The sequence below is a fragment of the Frateuria hangzhouensis genome, from assembly GCF_026410505.1.
GTDB lineage: Bacteria > Pseudomonadota > Gammaproteobacteria > Xanthomonadales > Rhodanobacteraceae > Frateuria_A > Frateuria_A hangzhouensis.
Window position 1 is genome coordinate 165492 of the sequence record NZ_JAPMIU010000009.1, and the last position, 15219, is coordinate 180710.

Here is a 15219-nt window from a genome sequence, read left to right on the forward strand (position 1 = left end):
GGTGAGTGGATCAGTGCGGCTGGGACACGGCGCGGGTGACTTCGTTTTGCAGCGAACGGGCGTCCGAACGCTCCAGGTCGGCCAATGCAACGATGCCGCACAACGCGCCCTTGGCGTCGACTACCGGGATGCGCCGCACCTTCTGGCGCTCCATCAGGCTGGCGCAGTCCTCCACGGTGGCGTCTTCCTGGATCACGATCGGCGGCGCGGTCATGCAGTCCTGCACGCGCACGTCCAGCGGGTTGCGGCCGGCGGCCAGCGTGCGAACCACAATGTCGCGGTCGGTGATCACCCCGATCGGGTGGCGATCCAGGTCCACCACCGGGATCTCCCCGACATCTTCGTCGCGCATCGCACGCGCGACCTCGGCCAGCGGCGAAGTAGCCAGGCAGAACTTGGGGTTGCGGGTCATCAGGCGGTCGAGATCCATGGTCACTCCGGAGCGGCGGCGGGGGAATCGGCGTGATGAGGAATGTTCCTCGCGGCCGGTTGAATGCGGTGTGCGCGGACCATGAAAGACGCGTGCAAGACCGGTGTTCCCCGCGAGCCTCCCGGGGGGCTCCACATCAGGCGAGAGCGGAATGCACGCTGCCACGAACTCGCTCCCTCTCCCCTCCGGGGAGAGGGCTGGGGTGAGGGGTCGCTCTTGCGGAAGGGTTTGTTCATGCGGGCTTTTGAAGAGCCAAACACGCCCCGATGCGTTTCCCCGCGAGCTCCTGCCCCTCACCCAACCCTCTCCCCGGAGGGGAGAGGGATCCACATCAGGCGAGAGCGGAAATGCCGCACCACCACGAACTCGCTCCCTCTCCCCTGCGGGGAGAGGGTTGGGGTGAGGGGCCGCTCTTGCGGAAGCGTTTGCTCATGCAGGAGTTCTTTTAAAGAGCCAAACACGCCCGATGCGTTCCCCCGCGAGCCCCGCCGCATCACGTCAGCGCCGTCGGCTCATCAAACGGCAATGGCGTGCCGCCCGCGCGGATGAGAGCCGGCTCGGCGCGCTGCAGCAGTTCGCGGTCGCCATCGAGTACCACCAGGATGCGGCCGGCCTCGATCTCGTCCTCGAACTTGCGCCGCACCGGATCGGGCACCGATGCGCCCACCAGCGCACTGGCCCAGCCGCCGGTCAGCGCGCCGGCCACGGTCAGTCCGGCCACGCCGGCAAGGGTGATGCCTACCGGCGGGATGGCCACCGCCACCAGGCCTGCCAGCAGGCCGGTGGCGCCGCCGCCGATGACGCCGCGCAGGGCGGCCGGATAGAAGTCGCTGCCGGCTTCCTTGTGCTGTTCGGGCGTGGCTTCCAGTTCGATGTCGGAGCGGGCGATCAGCGAGATGTCGTCCTCCCCGATACCGGCGGCGCGCGCGGCCTGCATCACGGTCTTGGCGGAATCCAGGTCGGGGGTGCTGAAAACATGGCGGGTCTTCATGGCGCTCCTCGCGGTGGGTGGGCGGGCGCGGGGACGGCCCGGCCGATATCCTTGGGGAGCGCGGGTTGGCGGGGCGTCGGCTGCGGGTGTCCATGGCGTGAGCGCGGCCGTACCATCGACGCCATGGCTCCGCTTTTTCCGACCGACGATCCGCCCCCGGTGCGCCCCGTCGAACCCGATCCGGGCGATTGCTGCGGCGAAGGTTGCGTGCACTGCGTGCTCGATCGTTACGACGAGGCGCTGGAGCGCTACCGAACCGCGCTGGCGGCCTGGCGCGAACGCCATCCGGATGCGCCGCCCCCATAGGACGTCCACGAACGCGCCAGCTCGCCAGCCCGTCAGCGACGCCAGCCACGCCCACCTCATTGTTCCTGCTAGTCTTCCGGCATGCCGTCGAACGCCATGCCCGTGATGATCGCCGGCGCCGGTCCGACCGGACTGGCTGCCGCGCTGCTGCTCGCGCGGCGCGGCGTGGCGGTGCGCATCATCGACAAGGCGGCCGAGCCCAGCCGCAACTCCAAGGCGCAGGCGATCAATCCGCGCACCCAGGAATTGCTCGAGGACACCGGCGTGACCGCGCGCATGCTGGCCGAGGGCTGGACCGTTCGTGGATTCACCCTGCATCGCCCCGGCCACGAAGATGTCGCGGTACCGCTCTCGCCGTTGCTCGATACCGACCGCTCCATGATCTCGCTGCCGCAGGCGCGCACCGAGGCCTTGCTGGCCGACGCCCTGCAGGCGCAGGGCGTGGCGGTCGAGCGCGGGGTGAAACTGGACACGCTGGCGCAGGGCGACGACAGCGTCGCGATCGGCCTGGTGCACGAGGACGGCAGCGTCGAACACACGCGGGCACCAGTGCTGTTCGGTGCCGACGGCGCGCACAGCACCGTGCGCCAGGCGCTGGGCCTGGCCTTTCCCGGCGACGAATTGCCCGAACCCTGGCGGCTGTGGGACGTGCACCTGGCCACGCCGCTCGATCCCGACCGGGTGCACCTGATGCTGCTGCCGGACGGCTTCCTGTTCGTACTGCGCATAAGCGGCGACCTGTGGCGGGTGATGGGCAACAGTGCCCAGCCCCTGGGCGCACTGCCGGCCGGCACGACCTGCGGCGAGGTGCGCTGGCAGTCGGATTTCCACATCGCGCACAGGGTGGCTGAGCGCGCCGGCGTGGGCCGCGTGCTGCTTGGCGGCGACGCGGCCCACATTCATTCGCCGCTGGGTGCGCGCGGCATGAACCTGGGCATCGAGGATGCCTACGTGTTCGCCGATTGCACCGCCGACGCGCTCGGCGGCCGCTGGTCGCGCCTGGCCGCCTACGCGCCGCTGCGCCACGCAGTCCACCGCCGGGTGGTCCGGCGCATCGCCGCGCTGACCCGCATAATGCATGGCCGGCCCAGCGCGCTGCGGGAACTGCGCGACGCGCTGGTGCCGCGCCTGGTGCGTTTCGGTCCGGCACGCCGCCAGTTCCTGCGGGTCGCCGGTGGGCTGGATCATGCGATTCGCACGCACTGTTAGGTCGCGCCGCGCGTTGACCGGGCGCCCACGAGATGGACGTCCAAACGTGCACTGGCTCGCACTTGCTGGCCCGTCGCGTTGCTCGCGCAGGCAGGCGCCTGTAGATTCGGCCGGGCAAGTCGCTTCAAGGGGGAGTCAAATGAAGAAGTTCGCATGGGTAATCGGCGGTGCCTTGCTGTTGGCCGCCTGTGGGGGAACGCAGGACACGCGGGTGCCTGTGGCGCTGGGTAGCCTGGTGAAGCCGGTATCGGCGCCGTGGCTGCAGGTCGACCAGCAGGCGCAGGACGTCGAGGTGCGCGGCCTGGACGAGTCGCTGACGCTGAAGCCGGAACCGCCGGTGTCCGAGGTGTTGCAGGCACGCCTGCGCCAGGCGCTGGAGCCGGTCTATGTGACCGACCTGGTGGTGCATTGCGAGCAGGTGTTCGCCGAGATGCGCGTGGACACCGAGGCCACGCCGGCCAACGTCACGCTGGAGCTGGGCACGCACTGCACGATCAACGCGCGCGGGCCGGGGTCGAGCACGACCTATCACGCGTCGCCCTCGATGCCGGTGCCTGCCGATGGCGACTATGCCAAGGCACTTGCCGGCTTGCTCGCCACCGGCACGGACGACATCGGCCGCCAGCTGCGCACCGACGCGGAAGCGGTGGTCCGCTGACGGGTTTCAGACCTGCGCCGGCATGAACTGCCGGCGCAGGTCCTGCTGCGCGCGCAACAGCACCGGCGAGGGAAAACAGGTCGGCCAGGTGCCGCTGTAATCGAGGCCGGCATCGAGCCGGCCGCGTTCGATCAGCAACTGCACCATGGCCAATGGGTCGGCGCAGGTAAGCACCTTGCCCAGCGCAGACGCGGGCGATTCCGACGGATCCACGCGCTCGACCAGGGCGGCGATCACCGTGGCGGGCATGTCCCAATGCCGCACCGCGCGCAGCGACAGCCGCGCGCCGATGCGCATGCAGCCGGCCAGGAACGGCGGCGAGAACGGCCCCAGCGAACTGGGTGCCTCCTGGTCGAGCAGCCGCACGACCGCGCCGGTGCCGGTATGGCAGACCATGCCGGCCAGGAACGCCTCGAACGTGTCGCAACCGCCGTGGCGGCCGAGGAATGCCGCGGCATGGGCGCAGCGTTCGGCGTGTTCCCACAGCCACGGGCCGGCCATGTGCCCGCGCATGCCTGCGCTGGCCTGCAGGATCGGCTTCATCACGTGCAGCGTGGCCACCTGGCGCAGCGCATCGCGGCCCAACAACACCACCGCGTGCTGCAGGCTGTGGATCGGCTGCGCGCTGCGGAAATGCGCACTGCCGGCCATTCGCATCACCTCGCCGACCAGCACCGGGTCACGGCCGATCATCGCGGCCAGTTGCGCGCCGCCCAGGTTGTCGTTCTTCAATGCGCGCAGCAACTGCGGCAGTACGGAAGGCAGCCGCGGCAGGCCGCTGACGTCGAAGCGCTCGCCGATCGCCTCCAGCCGCCGCAGCGTCGCCTGTTCGACCGGGCTGGCGGCATCGCCCGTGGCGTCGGGCAAGCCCAGCACGAAGCGATGGAAGCGGTCCTCCACCAGGGCCAGCGGCGGCCCGGCATCCACTGGCGCGGCCACGGCTGGAGCCACCGCCAGGGCCGGCAAGGCCGTGGCGGAACGGGGCGATGCTTTCCTCGCGGCGAAAAGGCGCCGCCACATGGCGATCATCCGACTGCAGTTCCCGTTGCGTGCTTCGCGCTGTATCGGCCGGCTGCGGCAAAAATGTAGCGCCGCCCAGGCTTTCGGCAAGAGCCCACTTGTGGGTGGCACCGGGCCGGAAGCATCGCCCACAAGTGAGCTCCTACCGGAAAAGCGGCGGATGGGTTGTTGCGCAACGTTGGACGTCGGCACGCCGCTGGCATTGCCCCAAGTCGCCCCCAGATAACAGCCATTCGCCCGCAGGAACCCGCGCATGATCCCGTTCTCGATCCTCGACCTGGCGCCAATCACCGAAGGCAGCGACGCCAGCGAAGCCTTCCGCAACACGCTCGACCTCGCCAGGCTCGGCGAGCGGCTGGGCTACCGGCGCTATTGGCTGGCCGAGCACCACAACATGCCCGGCATCGCCAGCGCCGCCACTGCGGTGCTGATCGGCCACGTGGCCGGCGGCACCTCCACCATCCGTGTCGGCGCCGGCGGGGTGATGCTGCCCAACCACGCGCCGCTGCAGGTGGCGGAGCAGTTCGGCACGCTGGCTGCGCTCTACCCCGGCCGCATCGACCTGGGCCTGGGCCGCGCGCCCGGCACCGACCAGGCCACCCTGCGGGCGCTGCGGCGCTATGTCGATGCCGCCGAAACTTTCCCCGACGACGTGCTCGAACTGCTGCACTACTTCGAACCCGCCCGCCCCGACCAGGCCGTGCGCGCAGTACCCGGCGCTGGCCTGGACGTACCGGTCTGGTTGCTCGGCTCCAGCCTGTTCAGTGCGCGGCTGGCCGGCGCGCTGGGGCTGCCCTTCGCCTTTGCCTCGCACTTCGCGCCCGATGCGATGGACACCGCGCTGGCCATCTACCGCCGCGAATTCCGCCCATCCCCGAGGCTGGGCCGGCCCCACGCCATGCTCGGCCTCAATGTGGTCGCGGCCGACACCGACGAGGAAGCCCGCCGCCTGTTCACCACCCAGCAGCAAAGCTTCATCAACCTGCGGCGCGGCCAGCCTGGGCTGGTTCCCCCGCCCATCGACGATATCGAGGCCTACTGGACTCCCACCGAGAAACTCGGCGTCGAACGCGCACTCGGCTGCGCCGTGGTCGGCAGCCTCGCCACTGTGCAGCAAGGCCTGGCCGATTTCATCGACCGTCATCGTCCCGATGAACTGATGCTCACCGCCAACATATTCGACCACGCCCAGCGCCGGCGCTCGTTCGAACTGGCCATGCAGGCGGCCCATGCCTCCGCCGCCAACCCGACGCCCTCGTGATGGCGCACTGAACCTCAGCGCCGTCAAACCGATCTCGCCTGGAAACCCAACCGCGGCGTAAATCAGCCCCTCCCCCTGCTTGCAGGGGGAGGTTGGGAGGGGGTTGCCCGCCCGGAGCAAAAGAGCACCCCTCCCCAACCCTCCCCTGCACGCAGGGGAGGGCGCTCCAACAAATGCCGAGCCCCGATATACACACGTAGCCGCACCCCCGGAAATTGCCCCCGGCTCGTTGAACGAAGCGCTAGACCAGTGCCGCCCTGCCAGCGGCCACCACCACCAGGACCCAGAGACCCAGCACCGCAAGGAAATTCACGGTGAACACCAATCCCCTGAGTCGGATATCACGGGTAAGAATCTGCACCGCGCTATGAACAACGCGTCCGGCCACAAAGATCCAGGCGAGAACGACCACCGCAAGGCCGGCCCGAAACTGCAGGAAGAACAAGCAGGCGACATGGAAGAACAGCGGCCACTCGAACTGGTTGGACAGGTTCGCGCTGATGCGCGTCTCAACAGCAGCCCACGGGTTGGTTCCATCCGGGCGGCGGCCGATACCCCATACCGCCGGGGCCCGAGCTGCGGTCAGCAACACGTACAGCAATGCAGTGAGCGCAACATGCGCTGCCATCGGAAGAATCAGGGCTTGCGGCATGGCGGTCGCGTCACCTGATCTTTTGCGGTGCCGAGCTGACGCCGGCGTTGGACGGCGCCGCCGGCGTTTGATGGTGCATCACCAACACCCACCGCCCCTGATCGCATAGGTATGTCGAGCTGCACTGGGCAACATACGAGGTGCCGGGCGTACCGCGATCGGCGTGCGCCACGTAGGCGAGGGCCGCCACCGTCGATCCAGGGGATACCAGGTGCCGATGCGCGAACGCAACCTTCCGCCAGCGGTTGCCGGAACGAAGGGAATCGATGGTGGCAGCGCGCTGGAGAATGCCGGCGGGCGGTGGAAGCACCATCAAGGCCTCCGGGGCCAGGGTGGCGGCGTAGAAATCCGCGGAACCCAGCCAGAACTTCTCCTCGAGCTGCCATAGTTCCGTGGCCTGGTCTTGATGCATGTCGACCTCCGAGCTTCTTTTTCTGGCGCCTGAACGCCCGGATCCGTCGCTGCCCCGCCCGCGGGACGGGTCATGGCGGCAGCGAATCGCGCCTTCACGGCTCTGGTTCCGCCTCGTACTGGCGAACGTGGTCGCAAATGTCGAACCAGGCCGCCTTGGACCCGACATGGAAATGCTCGGTCGGACGCACGGGTGGATCATCGTCGAGCGTGCCGCAGCGTACCGAAATCACGCCTTGCCTTGCCGTGGCCCTGGAATAAAGCGGTGAGCCGCAGCCGGAACAGAAGTACCGTTGTTCTCCCGGACTCGACTGGTGGGAACTGACGAGGTCCTCGCCCGAACGAACCACGAAGTCCGCCTCATTGACCAGCATGTTGGTTGCAAACGAGCTGCCGCTAGCCTTGCGGCACATGCTGCAGTGGCAGTAGTACATGACCAGGGGGCTTCCGTAAATTTCATATGTAACGCTGCCACACAAGCATGAACCTCGAAGCATGTCGTTTCCTCCCGACGGCGCGCGACGCGTCAACTATGCGCCGCCGATGCCGTCCGTCCTGAACGAACGACCAGAGCGCAATGCCGCCAGCAGCCGGGTTCGGATGTCGGAGAACTGGCCCGGCGCGTAAACAGGTTGTTGAACGCGGCGCGGCTCGATGGCGCCCCCCTCAAAAGGGTCGCCCGGATAACGCGGAAAGAAGTGCATGTGCAGGTGGGGAAGCGTGTTGCCATGGATCTCATAGTTGAGCTTGACCGCACCGGTGGCCACGGAGAGCGCGCGTGCCACCTGCCGCGCGTCGCTCATGAAAGCGGCCGCTTGGGCCTCGCTGAGATCATGCAACTCGACCGCATGAACGCGGGAGACCAGGCAGACGTAGCCAGGCATCGGCGCATCCTCGCTCATCGTGAGCCAGGCGGAGCCCATGGTTTCGAGGATATCAAGAGGGTGGCCGCGAACGCAGATGGGGCAGGCAGATCCGTCCAGCAACGAAGACCACGCCGTGGGGCTATTCCATTTGCTCATTGTGCTTGAGAGTTCCTACGACAGCCTGACGCTTGAACCAGGGTTCACAGCCATGGTGCCTCACCGAGGACCACCTTCTTGTAATAGCTGACATTCGCACGTATCCCGTATACCGCGGCAAAGCCATAACCCACGGCTCGCGAGATTTTTCCCAGCCCCGTGACTTCCAGTAACATAACCAGGGCCACAGCGAGGATGAAATAAAGAATGGCCTGCCGCCACAGCCCTTTGGCCAGGTAGTAGAAAGGGCCAAAGAAAAAGGCAAGCATGTTGAAGTTGAGGCCGATCCGGTCGCCATACGGAAGTTCCCGAAAACGCGGCAGCGCCGGCCCGCCAGCTCTTTCTATCAGCCTGAACCTGCGCTTCCACGCAGCCGAGACATCCAGGTGTGAGACAGGGTCGGTCTCGACCCTCGGCGGAGTCGGCGAGGAGGGCTGGGAAAGAGGCGGAAAAGATGAGCCGTAGGAATTGTATGGGTCGCTCACAGAGATTCCTTTCAGTGTGGGTGGGCTTGAAGATGGAGTTGAGCGTGCATCGCACTCGAAAAGCTGATTGGCGCTCTGTAACTCAATGGCAGGCCGGGGCGCAGCGCCGACCTTTTTCAGTGCCGTGGTGTGTAACTGTCTGTTACCTGCTCAATTCGTTGGACACATGCTCAATTAATTCCCTGGTGTTCCTGGAATACGCTGCCTCCAGATCAATTCCGCACTTGTCCGCAATGACCATGATCGACCAAAGGCAGTCCGACAGCTCATGCCCGAGCTTCGCCTTCCAGTCATCTATCTGCCGGACACCCGCGTTCGCCTGAATCAGCTTTGCCAGATCACCGACGTCGCCCACGAAGCCGAGCATCAGCTCTTCCGTGGTCCAGATGCGTCCGTACATCTTTATCTCGAGCTGTTCGTAAAGCTCGTTGAGCCTTAGAGCCGATTTTTCCAGATCGGTGAAGTCCATATCGATTACGCCTAAGGTTGGAGTTGATGGGTAACGTCGCCTACTTTGAATGAACTCTTATGTATCCGATTTCCATGACGCTGCCAATGCGGAGTACGCATGGTTCGACGCTCCGCGAAGTAGGAGATATAAGGTCAAAAAAAGCGAAGGAGAAAGCACGATTATGGCTGCATGCCCATGTAAAGGATTGTAAGGAGAGCGGCAGCCACAAAGCGGGAAAAAAACATAACAACACAGGCCTTGCAAAGGGAGGAAAAGCGACGCTCGGCGATCGCGTCAACAAAAGCAGTCAACAAGTACAGGGATAGCGAAAGCCAAGCCAAAGCTACAGCTGCCCCGGGGCTCACAAAAGCGACAATTCCACAGGCAATCAACAAGCAAGAGCCGATGTACGCAAGATACTTTACGATATCTCCTGTGAGTGGGTTCCTATCTTGGTACACGCAGGACTCTCGTATCTCCCCGTTCGCTGCGAGGCCGAAGATGAAGCAGCCCGTGAGCGCGTGAAGAATTGCGGTTGCCTTAAAAGCAAGTGCGAAGTAGTTCATATAGGCGTAGCACCTTGAGTTAAGCCGAGCCGCGACGCGGCTTCGGCTTGAACGAACTGTTAGGCCGCAGCTTACCGACAGTACTCCGTTTCGTTCCGAACTCTGCCGCGCTTGAGGATGCGTTTGAACTGCCTCGAGTGCCTACGCCGCATCTCGGACAGGGTCATGACACCAGCAAGCCGCAACTTCGCGTCGAAGGCGGCTACTTGGGCCACGGTAAGGTCCTGAAGGGACTCAACGGCATCGTTGGCGGCCTGTCGTAGCCCTGTTAGGGCCTTCGACTTGCCATCCGCGGCGGCTATGCGGACAAGAACGTTCGACGGATGCATCTCGGAAGTGCGCTCGATTCCGAGAACGTCAGTAGCCCATGCGTCCACAAACGCGCTCAGCTCCGCGTACTCGGCTTCTTTTTCCGGAGACATGGTTCCCATTAGAGCTAACGCCTGAGGTAAGCGGCCGACGGCCCGCGCAGCGGGACGGCGGTCCGCTTGACCGAGTTGTTAGCCGGCAACACTGCATTTACATGAAGCCCGCACATTGCCAACTGACCTGCTTGATGCTGGTGGAGCACGAACCCCGGCCGGGATGCGGCCAAGACGGCGTGTATAGGAATGTGAAGGTGCCCTGCGCAATATTGAGGTGGTAGATGACGCCTGATGATGGATTGTTTGCAGGGAGCTGAGCAAGGAACTCCGGTACGAGCAGCGCCAAATTGTCGGGGAGCACACCGTGCTTTTGTTGGTACGCGCGAATGGCAACGACGACAGGCGTGAACTTAGCTTGCAGTTTTTGACCAGCGGAATCGTTGCCTACTGCCTGAGCGTGACACCCGCAGAGCAGTGAACAGATAGCCACGAATACACTGAGTCGCAACATTTGACGGCTAACGCCTGAATTAAGCCGCGCCGCGAAGCGGCGTCGGCTTGAATGAATTGTTAGGCTTGCTAGCCAGGTAGCTTTGCCGCAAGTACATCAACGTTTTCGATGGACGGGGGCTCGGAGAACAACTCACCTGCCTTTGCCATCAACGCGGCTGCGACCTTGCCGGAGAGATGGGCCTGCCGACCCGCTTCATCCGGGAAAGCATCAAAGATTCCGAAAGTGCTTGGTCCAAGGCGAATGCCAAACCACGCAGTGGTGGCAGGCTCCTCATTGACGATGGGAAGGCCACTCACAAGGAAGCTCTCAACCTCTTTCTCTTTTCCGGGTTTCGCTTCAAGGCGAACAAACAAGGCTACTTTGACCATGGCATGTCTCCTGTTGTTAAAACGACATCACGATACGCGATGTTCTCTTGCAAGCCTAACGCTCAAGTTAAGCCGAATTGGAGCGCGTAGCTGACAACATGGCAAGCTCTTCCTGCCATGTTGTTGGCGTAGCGATCCAATTTCGGCTTGAACGCAATGTTAGGGCCCAGCCTCGGCTTGCTGGTCTCGCCAATCGGTGAGTATTGAAGCAGCTTCATCTGCGCGTTCCTTGCGGCCTGGGAGCCCCATGCGATCGCTAGAAATGGCCTCCAAGTGCGACGAGATCTCAAGGTCAGTGGCTCCGGAGCGCAGAAGGTCAAACACCGGGCCTACGTATCCGCCGTACTCGTCTCGGGCTTGAGGCACGCCGGATATGCCAATCGGATCCCAGACGTAGTGCAGCACCTCGTCGATGATCCGCAGGAGCTTTTGATCCTTGGGGCTGAGACTATTTGCCATTGGGGCCTAACGCTGGAGTTAAGCGGCGGCGAAGCCGTCCGCCTTGAACGAATTGTTAGACCTACGCCTTGGCATATACAGCCACCGAGTACATGGCCACCAGCGCATCCCTTGCGTCTGCCTCCAAGATGCTGTCCGGGTGCATGCGGCGAGCAAGCATGCGCTGCCCAAGGCTGTGCGGGTGGTCAAACGGCTTTAGGTGCACGAACGGGTTGCGGCTGAGGCGTAGGGCATCGACTTTGTCACACAACGTAGCCGGGATGACATCGGCATCTCGGCAATGCGCAACGATTGCCTTGAGGCCTTGCCCAGCAACTTTTGACTGGCCTGCGGCGCTAAGAATACCGCCGAGCCAGTGCTCCATGAATGATGCCGCCAAGACTAACGTTGCGACGAACTGGCCGTAGACGAAGCAGTCCTTAGCCTCCTGAAAAACCCGCATCGACTCAAGCGGCATCAGGTATCCGCTGCCTTTGGGAATGACGGTGCTTAGCCAACGAATGCGCTCAGCACGCTCAGGAACATTCTGAAGTTCGTGACGTTCGAGTGCCAGCTCGTATTTTGGACGCCGCCGTTTGATTGGCTTGCCGAGCAGGTCTTTCTGGACGTCGCGAGAAGGCATGTGTGGAGGTCTAACGCAGAGTTAAGCCGCGACGAACCGCAGAGCGGTTTGGCGTCGGCTTGAACGCCGGGTTAGACGACAGGCCGACATTAGCCGGCTGGCCGACGATGCTCGGGACGCCAGAACGCGTAGCCGATAGACGTAGCTACGCCGATGACGATAAAGCTGATGACGAAGCCAGGTACGACCCAAGTACCACCAATAAGAAGCCAGTGCCCCCAATGTACGCCTGCTCCCGAGCAGCTGTGAATTTCGCAGTGTAGGTTCGCTTGCCACGCGATGCACATCATGAGACCGCCTAGCGCGATACCGCAGACAGCTGAGACGATAGCTATCCATTTGAGTGCGCGCATTGGATCAATGCCTGCTTGTGAACGGGACGAACGAACATTTTGCTGTCACTGCGGAAGAGCAACTCCTGTCGCCTAACGCCCGAATTAAGCGGCGGCGGAGCCGTCCGCTTGAATGAAGAGTTAGGGGCTTGCGCTGCGCCATGCTTGGGCGACTGTGCCGGTGCAACCGCGAACCCCACCAAGCGCAACGCTAGCAGCTTTGGATGCCTGGAGCTTGCCGCAGCGCTGGAAAGGGCAGCGACCAAGTGCGAAGGGCCGAACGCTGGCGCGGGCTTGGCCGAAGTACACGCTGCGAGGGGCAACCAAGCAAGGGCCTAACGCTTGAGTTAAGCGGCGCGCGGTACGCGCGTCCGCTTGGACGAGTGGTTAGGTGCCGTTACCGCCACTGGTACGCGGCACCATTGCCCAACTGCTTCCGTGCCTTTGCTGAGAGCCACGGGAAGCTCTGGGCGAGACGGACCCCCGTGAGTGAGCAACCTTGGGCGAGGTCTTCGCAGGCTGACCACCCAGCCGAGTCTGTTGCGGTAGCCCAAATTCGTTCCAGCTCGGAGCGAGCACCTGGACCAAGCAACGAAGAAACCGACGCATAGAACTCCCAAGGGCGATCCCAAGCATCAAATTCTTCGATGGCTGCTACAAGCTCGCGATGCACTTCCATGCGACACCTAACGCTGGAGTTAAGCGGCGGCGAAGCCGTCCGCCTTAAACGAGATGTTAGGCCGCAACGCTAGGCTCGGTGAGATCGAGCACATGTTTACTGCCGACCAAATTTGCTCCAGATGCCGCCGATTGCCAAGGAGACAACGACAACATCCCAGAACATAAACGTACTGAATGATGTGGAACAACCAAAGGCTCGGAGGCCGCCGCCGCTGCCGTCTTGGCAACCGACCTGAGACCCTTGCAGCAGGGGCAAGCCAAAGATATATGTGACGATGCTGGCGCCGAGCAGTACAGCAAGCACCAGAATCGTAAAGATGATGGGATTCTTTAAGGGCACATCTGCGGCCTAACGCTGGAGTTAAGCGGCGGCGAAGCCGTCCGCCTTGAACGAATTGTTAGGTGTAGCCAGGTACTCGCGCGATGACAGGCTGAGCCAATTTGAACTCGGGCGTAGCCTGATGATGCCACGGAAAAAGCCCAGCGCGAGACGGCCAAACAATTTGATAAAGAGGAAAGCCATTGCCTTCGTAGTACCAGCGTGCGATGCCCACGTACTCGTAGTAGTTGGAACGCGGCACCTCGGCGAAGCAGCAAGAGAAGTCGTTGAGCAACGCTTCGGTTGGTTGGGTTAGATCGAGGGGCGTGCCCGACTTGGCGGCGTCTGCAGCGATGACGAGAATTTGATGGGCCACTTTGGAGGACAGACCAAAAATGACGAGCTCTGGGTGTCCGTAAGTTTGGAAAAGCCCAACGGTGAAGGAGTACCCGACTTGCTCACCCTCGGCCGAGATGTGCATGCAGTGCCACCCGAACTTGGCAATATCGTCCAGAACTTTCTGGTCTCCTTGATCTTTAGCAACGCGACAAACCATGTCTTTGACACCTAACGCCCGAATTAAGCGGCGGCGGAGCCGTCCGCTTGAATGAAGAGTTAGGGGCTTGCGCTGCGCCATGCTTGGGCGACTGTGCCGGTGCAACCGCGAACCCCACCAAGCGCAACGCTAGCAGCTTTGGATGCCTGGAGCTTGCCGCAGCGCTGGAAAGGGCAGCGACCAAGTGCGAAGGGCCGAACGCTGGCGCGGGCTTGGCCGAAGTACACGCTGCGAGGGGCAACCAAGCAAGGGCCTAACGCTCAAGTTAAGCCGAATTGCAGCGCGTAGCTGGCAACATGGCAAGCTCTTTCTGCCATGTTGACGGCGTAGCGATGCAATTTCGGCTTGAACGCATTGTTAGGGCTCATGCGGTGCGCCTTGGGACCTCAATGGTGATAGTGGGCTCCGCATCGGCTGCGTCCAGCAGAAGCACAATATCTTGCCCCCAAAAGTGGTAACGGTCGATTCGCTCGTAGAGCATGCGAGCGTATTCGTCGTAACTTTGAATAATGCTACTTTCTCGTTCTACCCATGCCGAGTATTGCCCAGCCTCGGCAGGATCGAACGCTTCATCGGACAGCTGGCCTGGCGCGAACCCAATAGGACTTTCGTCCCAAATCATTAGGCTGGCAATCGATCTGCCAAAGTCGATGCGCATCTTAAAAATGCATTCGCCATTCAGCCATTCCTCCCATGCGACGGATACATCGCGGCCGCGAATGTCGAGATATAGGCCAGGAAATGTGCCTAGATGTTCCCCCAATGGCTTCCATTGCTTGAACATGAGCCCTAACGCTGGAGTTAAGCGGCGGCAAAGCCGTCCGCCTTGAACGAATTGTTAGGCCGTAACCAGGTTGCGAAGGTGAGTAAGAACAAGCTCTGCCTCAGCAAGGGACTGGTTCTCAGCCTGAAGAATGTCATAAAAGTTACCGCCGTCTTGGATGGCGGCATAGAGATGTACGGTGTTCCGGCCGTCATGCAAATTTTGAAGTTGTGGCCAGATTGCCGCAACGTCTGGATGAGGCCTCTCATCTGGCAATTGCCAAGCCCCCAAAACTCTGCCAAAGGTGCGTCGATGTGCGGCCGCCGGCAAGCCGTAGTGACGCGCCTCCGCATGTGCGCGAAGAGCCGCCTCTGCGATTGAAGCGCAAAGCAGCCTAGCTGTTTTCAGGGCGCCTGCACGGACAGAGAGCCCTATTGGAATAGCGTCGCCCCCCTCAATCGCTTGGTGTCGAAGGCCGTTGATTAGATAGTGATGGAAGGCAAGGTACTGCGCCTCAACGGCAATAACGTTACGCGCTTGAGCATCAGGAATATTGCGCCACTCCTGCCTTAGCGCGTGCACCGACGGCGTGTCGTACTCGTCAGGATTGAGGGAAAACTTTCTCGGCATGCAGGGGTGTGTCCTTACGGCCTAACGCTCAAGTTAAGCCGAATTGCAGCGCGTAGCTGGCCATATGGCAAGCTCTTTTTGCCATATGGACGGCGTAGCGATGCAATTTCGGCTTGAACGCATTGTTAGGGGCCACCGACACGCTCGA

General features: G+C 62.7%; 21 protein-coding genes. 4 read left to right on the forward strand and 17 right to left on the reverse strand.

The genetic code is table 11. From position 1 onward, the window contains the following. Positions 1–10: 10 nt before the first annotated feature. Together OSC30_RS11580 and OSC30_RS11585 are read right to left on the reverse strand one after the other, a co-directional pair. Entirely contained in the window at positions 11–430 is a 420-nt protein-coding gene (locus OSC30_RS11580) for a CBS domain-containing protein (RefSeq protein WP_267172000.1), read from the reverse strand. Positions 431–923: 493 nt separating this feature from the next. Further along, entirely contained in the window at positions 924–1421 is a 498-nt protein-coding gene (locus tag OSC30_RS11585; protein WP_267172001.1) for a hypothetical protein, read from the reverse strand. 123 nt (positions 1422–1544) lie between these two features. Between OSC30_RS11585 and OSC30_RS11590 the strand changes: the two genes are divergently transcribed. The 3 genes from OSC30_RS11590 to OSC30_RS11600 all read left to right on the forward strand — a co-directional run bounded on the left by OSC30_RS11590 (position 1545) and on the right by OSC30_RS11600 (position 3594). Continuing rightward, positions 1545–1727, forward strand: a complete 183-nt coding sequence (locus OSC30_RS11590) for an oxidoreductase-like domain-containing protein (RefSeq protein ID WP_267172002.1) — start codon at positions 1545–1547, stop codon at positions 1725–1727. A gap of 96 nt (positions 1728–1823) precedes the next feature. After that, on the forward strand, positions 1824–2936 hold the full coding sequence (locus OSC30_RS11595; RefSeq protein WP_267172003.1) for an FAD-dependent oxidoreductase: 1113 nt from the start codon (positions 1824–1826) through the stop codon (positions 2934–2936). 139 nt (positions 2937–3075) lie between these two features. Beyond that, positions 3076–3594: a hypothetical protein gene (locus OSC30_RS11600; RefSeq protein WP_267172004.1), complete on the forward strand. Its 519-nt coding sequence runs from the start codon at positions 3076–3078 to the stop codon at positions 3592–3594. Positions 3595–3600: 6 nt separating this feature from the next. Here the strand turns inward: OSC30_RS11600 and OSC30_RS11605 are convergent, their stop codons facing one another. After that, positions 3601–4533 (reverse strand): HDOD domain-containing protein, encoded by a 933-nt coding sequence (locus OSC30_RS11605; protein WP_267172005.1) that lies wholly within the window; start codon positions 4531–4533, stop codon positions 3601–3603. A 334-nt stretch (positions 4534–4867) separates the two neighbouring features. Here OSC30_RS11605 and OSC30_RS11610 point away from each other — a divergent pair, with 334 nt between their 5' ends. Continuing rightward, positions 4868–5875 (forward strand): LLM class flavin-dependent oxidoreductase, encoded by a 1008-nt coding sequence (locus OSC30_RS11610; protein WP_267172006.1) that lies wholly within the window; start codon positions 4868–4870, stop codon positions 5873–5875. A gap of 241 nt (positions 5876–6116) precedes the next feature. On the opposite strand, the gene OSC30_RS11615 is transcribed toward OSC30_RS11610, so the two are convergent. From OSC30_RS11615 to OSC30_RS11680, 14 genes are all read right to left on the reverse strand, one after another. Then, positions 6117–6527, reverse strand: coding sequence for an MAPEG family protein (locus OSC30_RS11615; protein ID WP_267172007.1), 411 nt, complete (start codon positions 6525–6527; stop codon positions 6117–6119). A 10-nt stretch (positions 6528–6537) separates the two neighbouring features. Continuing rightward, complete coding sequence (locus OSC30_RS11620; protein WP_267172008.1) at positions 6538–6939, reverse strand: nuclear transport factor 2 family protein; 402 nt, start codon at positions 6937–6939, stop codon at positions 6538–6540. 94 nt (positions 6940–7033) lie between these two features. Continuing rightward, on the reverse strand, positions 7034–7435 hold the full coding sequence (locus OSC30_RS11625; RefSeq protein ID WP_484494522.1) for a GFA family protein: 402 nt from the start codon (positions 7433–7435) through the stop codon (positions 7034–7036). A gap of 33 nt (positions 7436–7468) precedes the next feature. After that, complete coding sequence (locus OSC30_RS11630; RefSeq protein WP_267172010.1) at positions 7469–7960, reverse strand: HIT family protein; 492 nt, start codon at positions 7958–7960, stop codon at positions 7469–7471. Between the two features lie 44 nt (positions 7961–8004). Further along, positions 8005–8445, reverse strand: a complete 441-nt coding sequence (locus OSC30_RS11635) for a DUF2628 domain-containing protein (protein WP_267172011.1) — start codon at positions 8443–8445, stop codon at positions 8005–8007. A gap of 142 nt (positions 8446–8587) precedes the next feature. After that, positions 8588–8914, reverse strand: a complete 327-nt coding sequence (locus OSC30_RS11640) for a nucleoside triphosphate pyrophosphohydrolase family protein (protein WP_267172012.1) — start codon at positions 8912–8914, stop codon at positions 8588–8590. A gap of 161 nt (positions 8915–9075) precedes the next feature. Next, positions 9076–9462 carry a hypothetical protein gene (locus OSC30_RS11645; RefSeq protein WP_267172013.1) on the reverse strand — a complete coding sequence of 129 codons (387 nt, stop codon included), beginning with the start codon at positions 9460–9462 and terminating at the stop codon, positions 9076–9078. Between the two features lie 519 nt (positions 9463–9981). Beyond that, a complete protein-coding gene (locus tag OSC30_RS11650; RefSeq protein WP_267172014.1) occupies positions 9982–10338 on the reverse strand; it encodes a hypothetical protein in 357 nt (118 codons plus the stop codon). Positions 10339–10406: 68 nt separating this feature from the next. Further along, the gene (locus OSC30_RS11655; RefSeq protein WP_092704911.1) at positions 10407–10709 is read right to left on the reverse strand and encodes a putative quinol monooxygenase; all 303 of its coding nucleotides are present in this window, start codon (positions 10707–10709) and stop codon (positions 10407–10409) included. Between the two features lie 62 nt (positions 10710–10771). After that, positions 10772–10927, reverse strand: coding sequence for a hypothetical protein (locus OSC30_RS11660; RefSeq protein WP_267172015.1), 156 nt, complete (start codon positions 10925–10927; stop codon positions 10772–10774). 302 nt (positions 10928–11229) lie between these two features. Continuing rightward, on the reverse strand, positions 11230–11790 hold the full coding sequence (locus tag OSC30_RS11665) for a hypothetical protein (protein WP_267172016.1): 561 nt from the start codon (positions 11788–11790) through the stop codon (positions 11230–11232). Between the two features lie 1411 nt (positions 11791–13201). After that, entirely contained in the window at positions 13202–13759 is a 558-nt protein-coding gene (locus tag OSC30_RS11670; RefSeq protein ID WP_267172017.1) for a DUF4262 domain-containing protein, read from the reverse strand. Positions 13760–14042: 283 nt separating this feature from the next. Further along, a complete protein-coding gene (locus OSC30_RS11675; RefSeq protein WP_267172018.1) occupies positions 14043–14462 on the reverse strand; it encodes a hypothetical protein in 420 nt (139 codons plus the stop codon). Positions 14463–14516: 54 nt separating this feature from the next. Next, positions 14517–15071 carry a hypothetical protein gene (locus tag OSC30_RS11680; RefSeq protein ID WP_267172019.1) on the reverse strand — a complete coding sequence of 185 codons (555 nt, stop codon included), beginning with the start codon at positions 15069–15071 and terminating at the stop codon, positions 14517–14519. Positions 15072–15219: the final 148 nt, after the last annotated feature.

What these genes read in the sequence shown, in the direction of transcription:
- OSC30_RS11580 (WP_267172000.1), bottom strand. Translation starts at nt 430, where the DNA reads ATGGATCTCGACCGCCTGATGACCCGCAACCCCAAGTTCTGCCTGGCT.
- OSC30_RS11585 (WP_267172001.1), bottom strand. Translation starts at nt 1,421, where the DNA reads ATGAAGACCCGCCATGTTTTCAGCACCCCCGACCTGGATTCCGCCAAG.
- OSC30_RS11590 (WP_267172002.1), top strand. Translation starts at nt 1,545, where the DNA reads ATGGCTCCGCTTTTTCCGACCGACGATCCGCCCCCGGTGCGCCCCGTC.
- OSC30_RS11595 (WP_267172003.1), top strand. Translation starts at nt 1,824, where the DNA reads ATGCCCGTGATGATCGCCGGCGCCGGTCCGACCGGACTGGCTGCCGCG.
- OSC30_RS11600 (WP_267172004.1), top strand. Translation starts at nt 3,076, where the DNA reads ATGAAGAAGTTCGCATGGGTAATCGGCGGTGCCTTGCTGTTGGCCGCC.
- OSC30_RS11610 (WP_267172006.1), top strand. Translation starts at nt 4,868, where the DNA reads ATGATCCCGTTCTCGATCCTCGACCTGGCGCCAATCACCGAAGGCAGC.
- OSC30_RS11615 (WP_267172007.1), bottom strand. Translation starts at nt 6,527, where the DNA reads ATGCCGCAAGCCCTGATTCTTCCGATGGCAGCGCATGTTGCGCTCACT.
- OSC30_RS11620 (WP_267172008.1), bottom strand. Translation starts at nt 6,939, where the DNA reads ATGCATCAAGACCAGGCCACGGAACTATGGCAGCTCGAGGAGAAGTTC.
- OSC30_RS11625 (WP_484494522.1), bottom strand. Translation starts at nt 7,435, where the DNA reads ATGCTTCGAGGTTCATGCTTGTGTGGCAGCGTTACATATGAAATTTAC.
- OSC30_RS11630 (WP_267172010.1), bottom strand. Translation starts at nt 7,960, where the DNA reads ATGAGCAAATGGAATAGCCCCACGGCGTGGTCTTCGTTGCTGGACGGA.
- OSC30_RS11640 (WP_267172012.1), bottom strand. Translation starts at nt 8,914, where the DNA reads ATGGACTTCACCGATCTGGAAAAATCGGCTCTAAGGCTCAACGAGCTT.
- OSC30_RS11645 (WP_267172013.1), bottom strand. Translation starts at nt 9,462, where the DNA reads ATGAACTACTTCGCACTTGCTTTTAAGGCAACCGCAATTCTTCACGCG.
- OSC30_RS11650 (WP_267172014.1), bottom strand. Translation starts at nt 10,338, where the DNA reads ATGTTGCGACTCAGTGTATTCGTGGCTATCTGTTCACTGCTCTGCGGG.
- OSC30_RS11655 (WP_092704911.1), bottom strand. Translation starts at nt 10,709, where the DNA reads ATGGTCAAAGTAGCCTTGTTTGTTCGCCTTGAAGCGAAACCCGGAAAA.
- OSC30_RS11660 (WP_267172015.1), bottom strand. Translation starts at nt 10,927, where the DNA reads ATGAAGCTGCTTCAATACTCACCGATTGGCGAGACCAGCAAGCCGAGG.
- OSC30_RS11665 (WP_267172016.1), bottom strand. Translation starts at nt 11,790, where the DNA reads ATGCCTTCTCGCGACGTCCAGAAAGACCTGCTCGGCAAGCCAATCAAA.
- OSC30_RS11670 (WP_267172017.1), bottom strand. Translation starts at nt 13,759, where the DNA reads ATGGCGCAGCGCAAGCCCCTAACTCTTCATTCAAGCGGACGGCTCCGC.
- OSC30_RS11675 (WP_267172018.1), bottom strand. Translation starts at nt 14,462, where the DNA reads ATGTTCAAGCAATGGAAGCCATTGGGGGAACATCTAGGCACATTTCCT.
- OSC30_RS11680 (WP_267172019.1), bottom strand. Translation starts at nt 15,071, where the DNA reads ATGCCGAGAAAGTTTTCCCTCAATCCTGACGAGTACGACACGCCGTCG.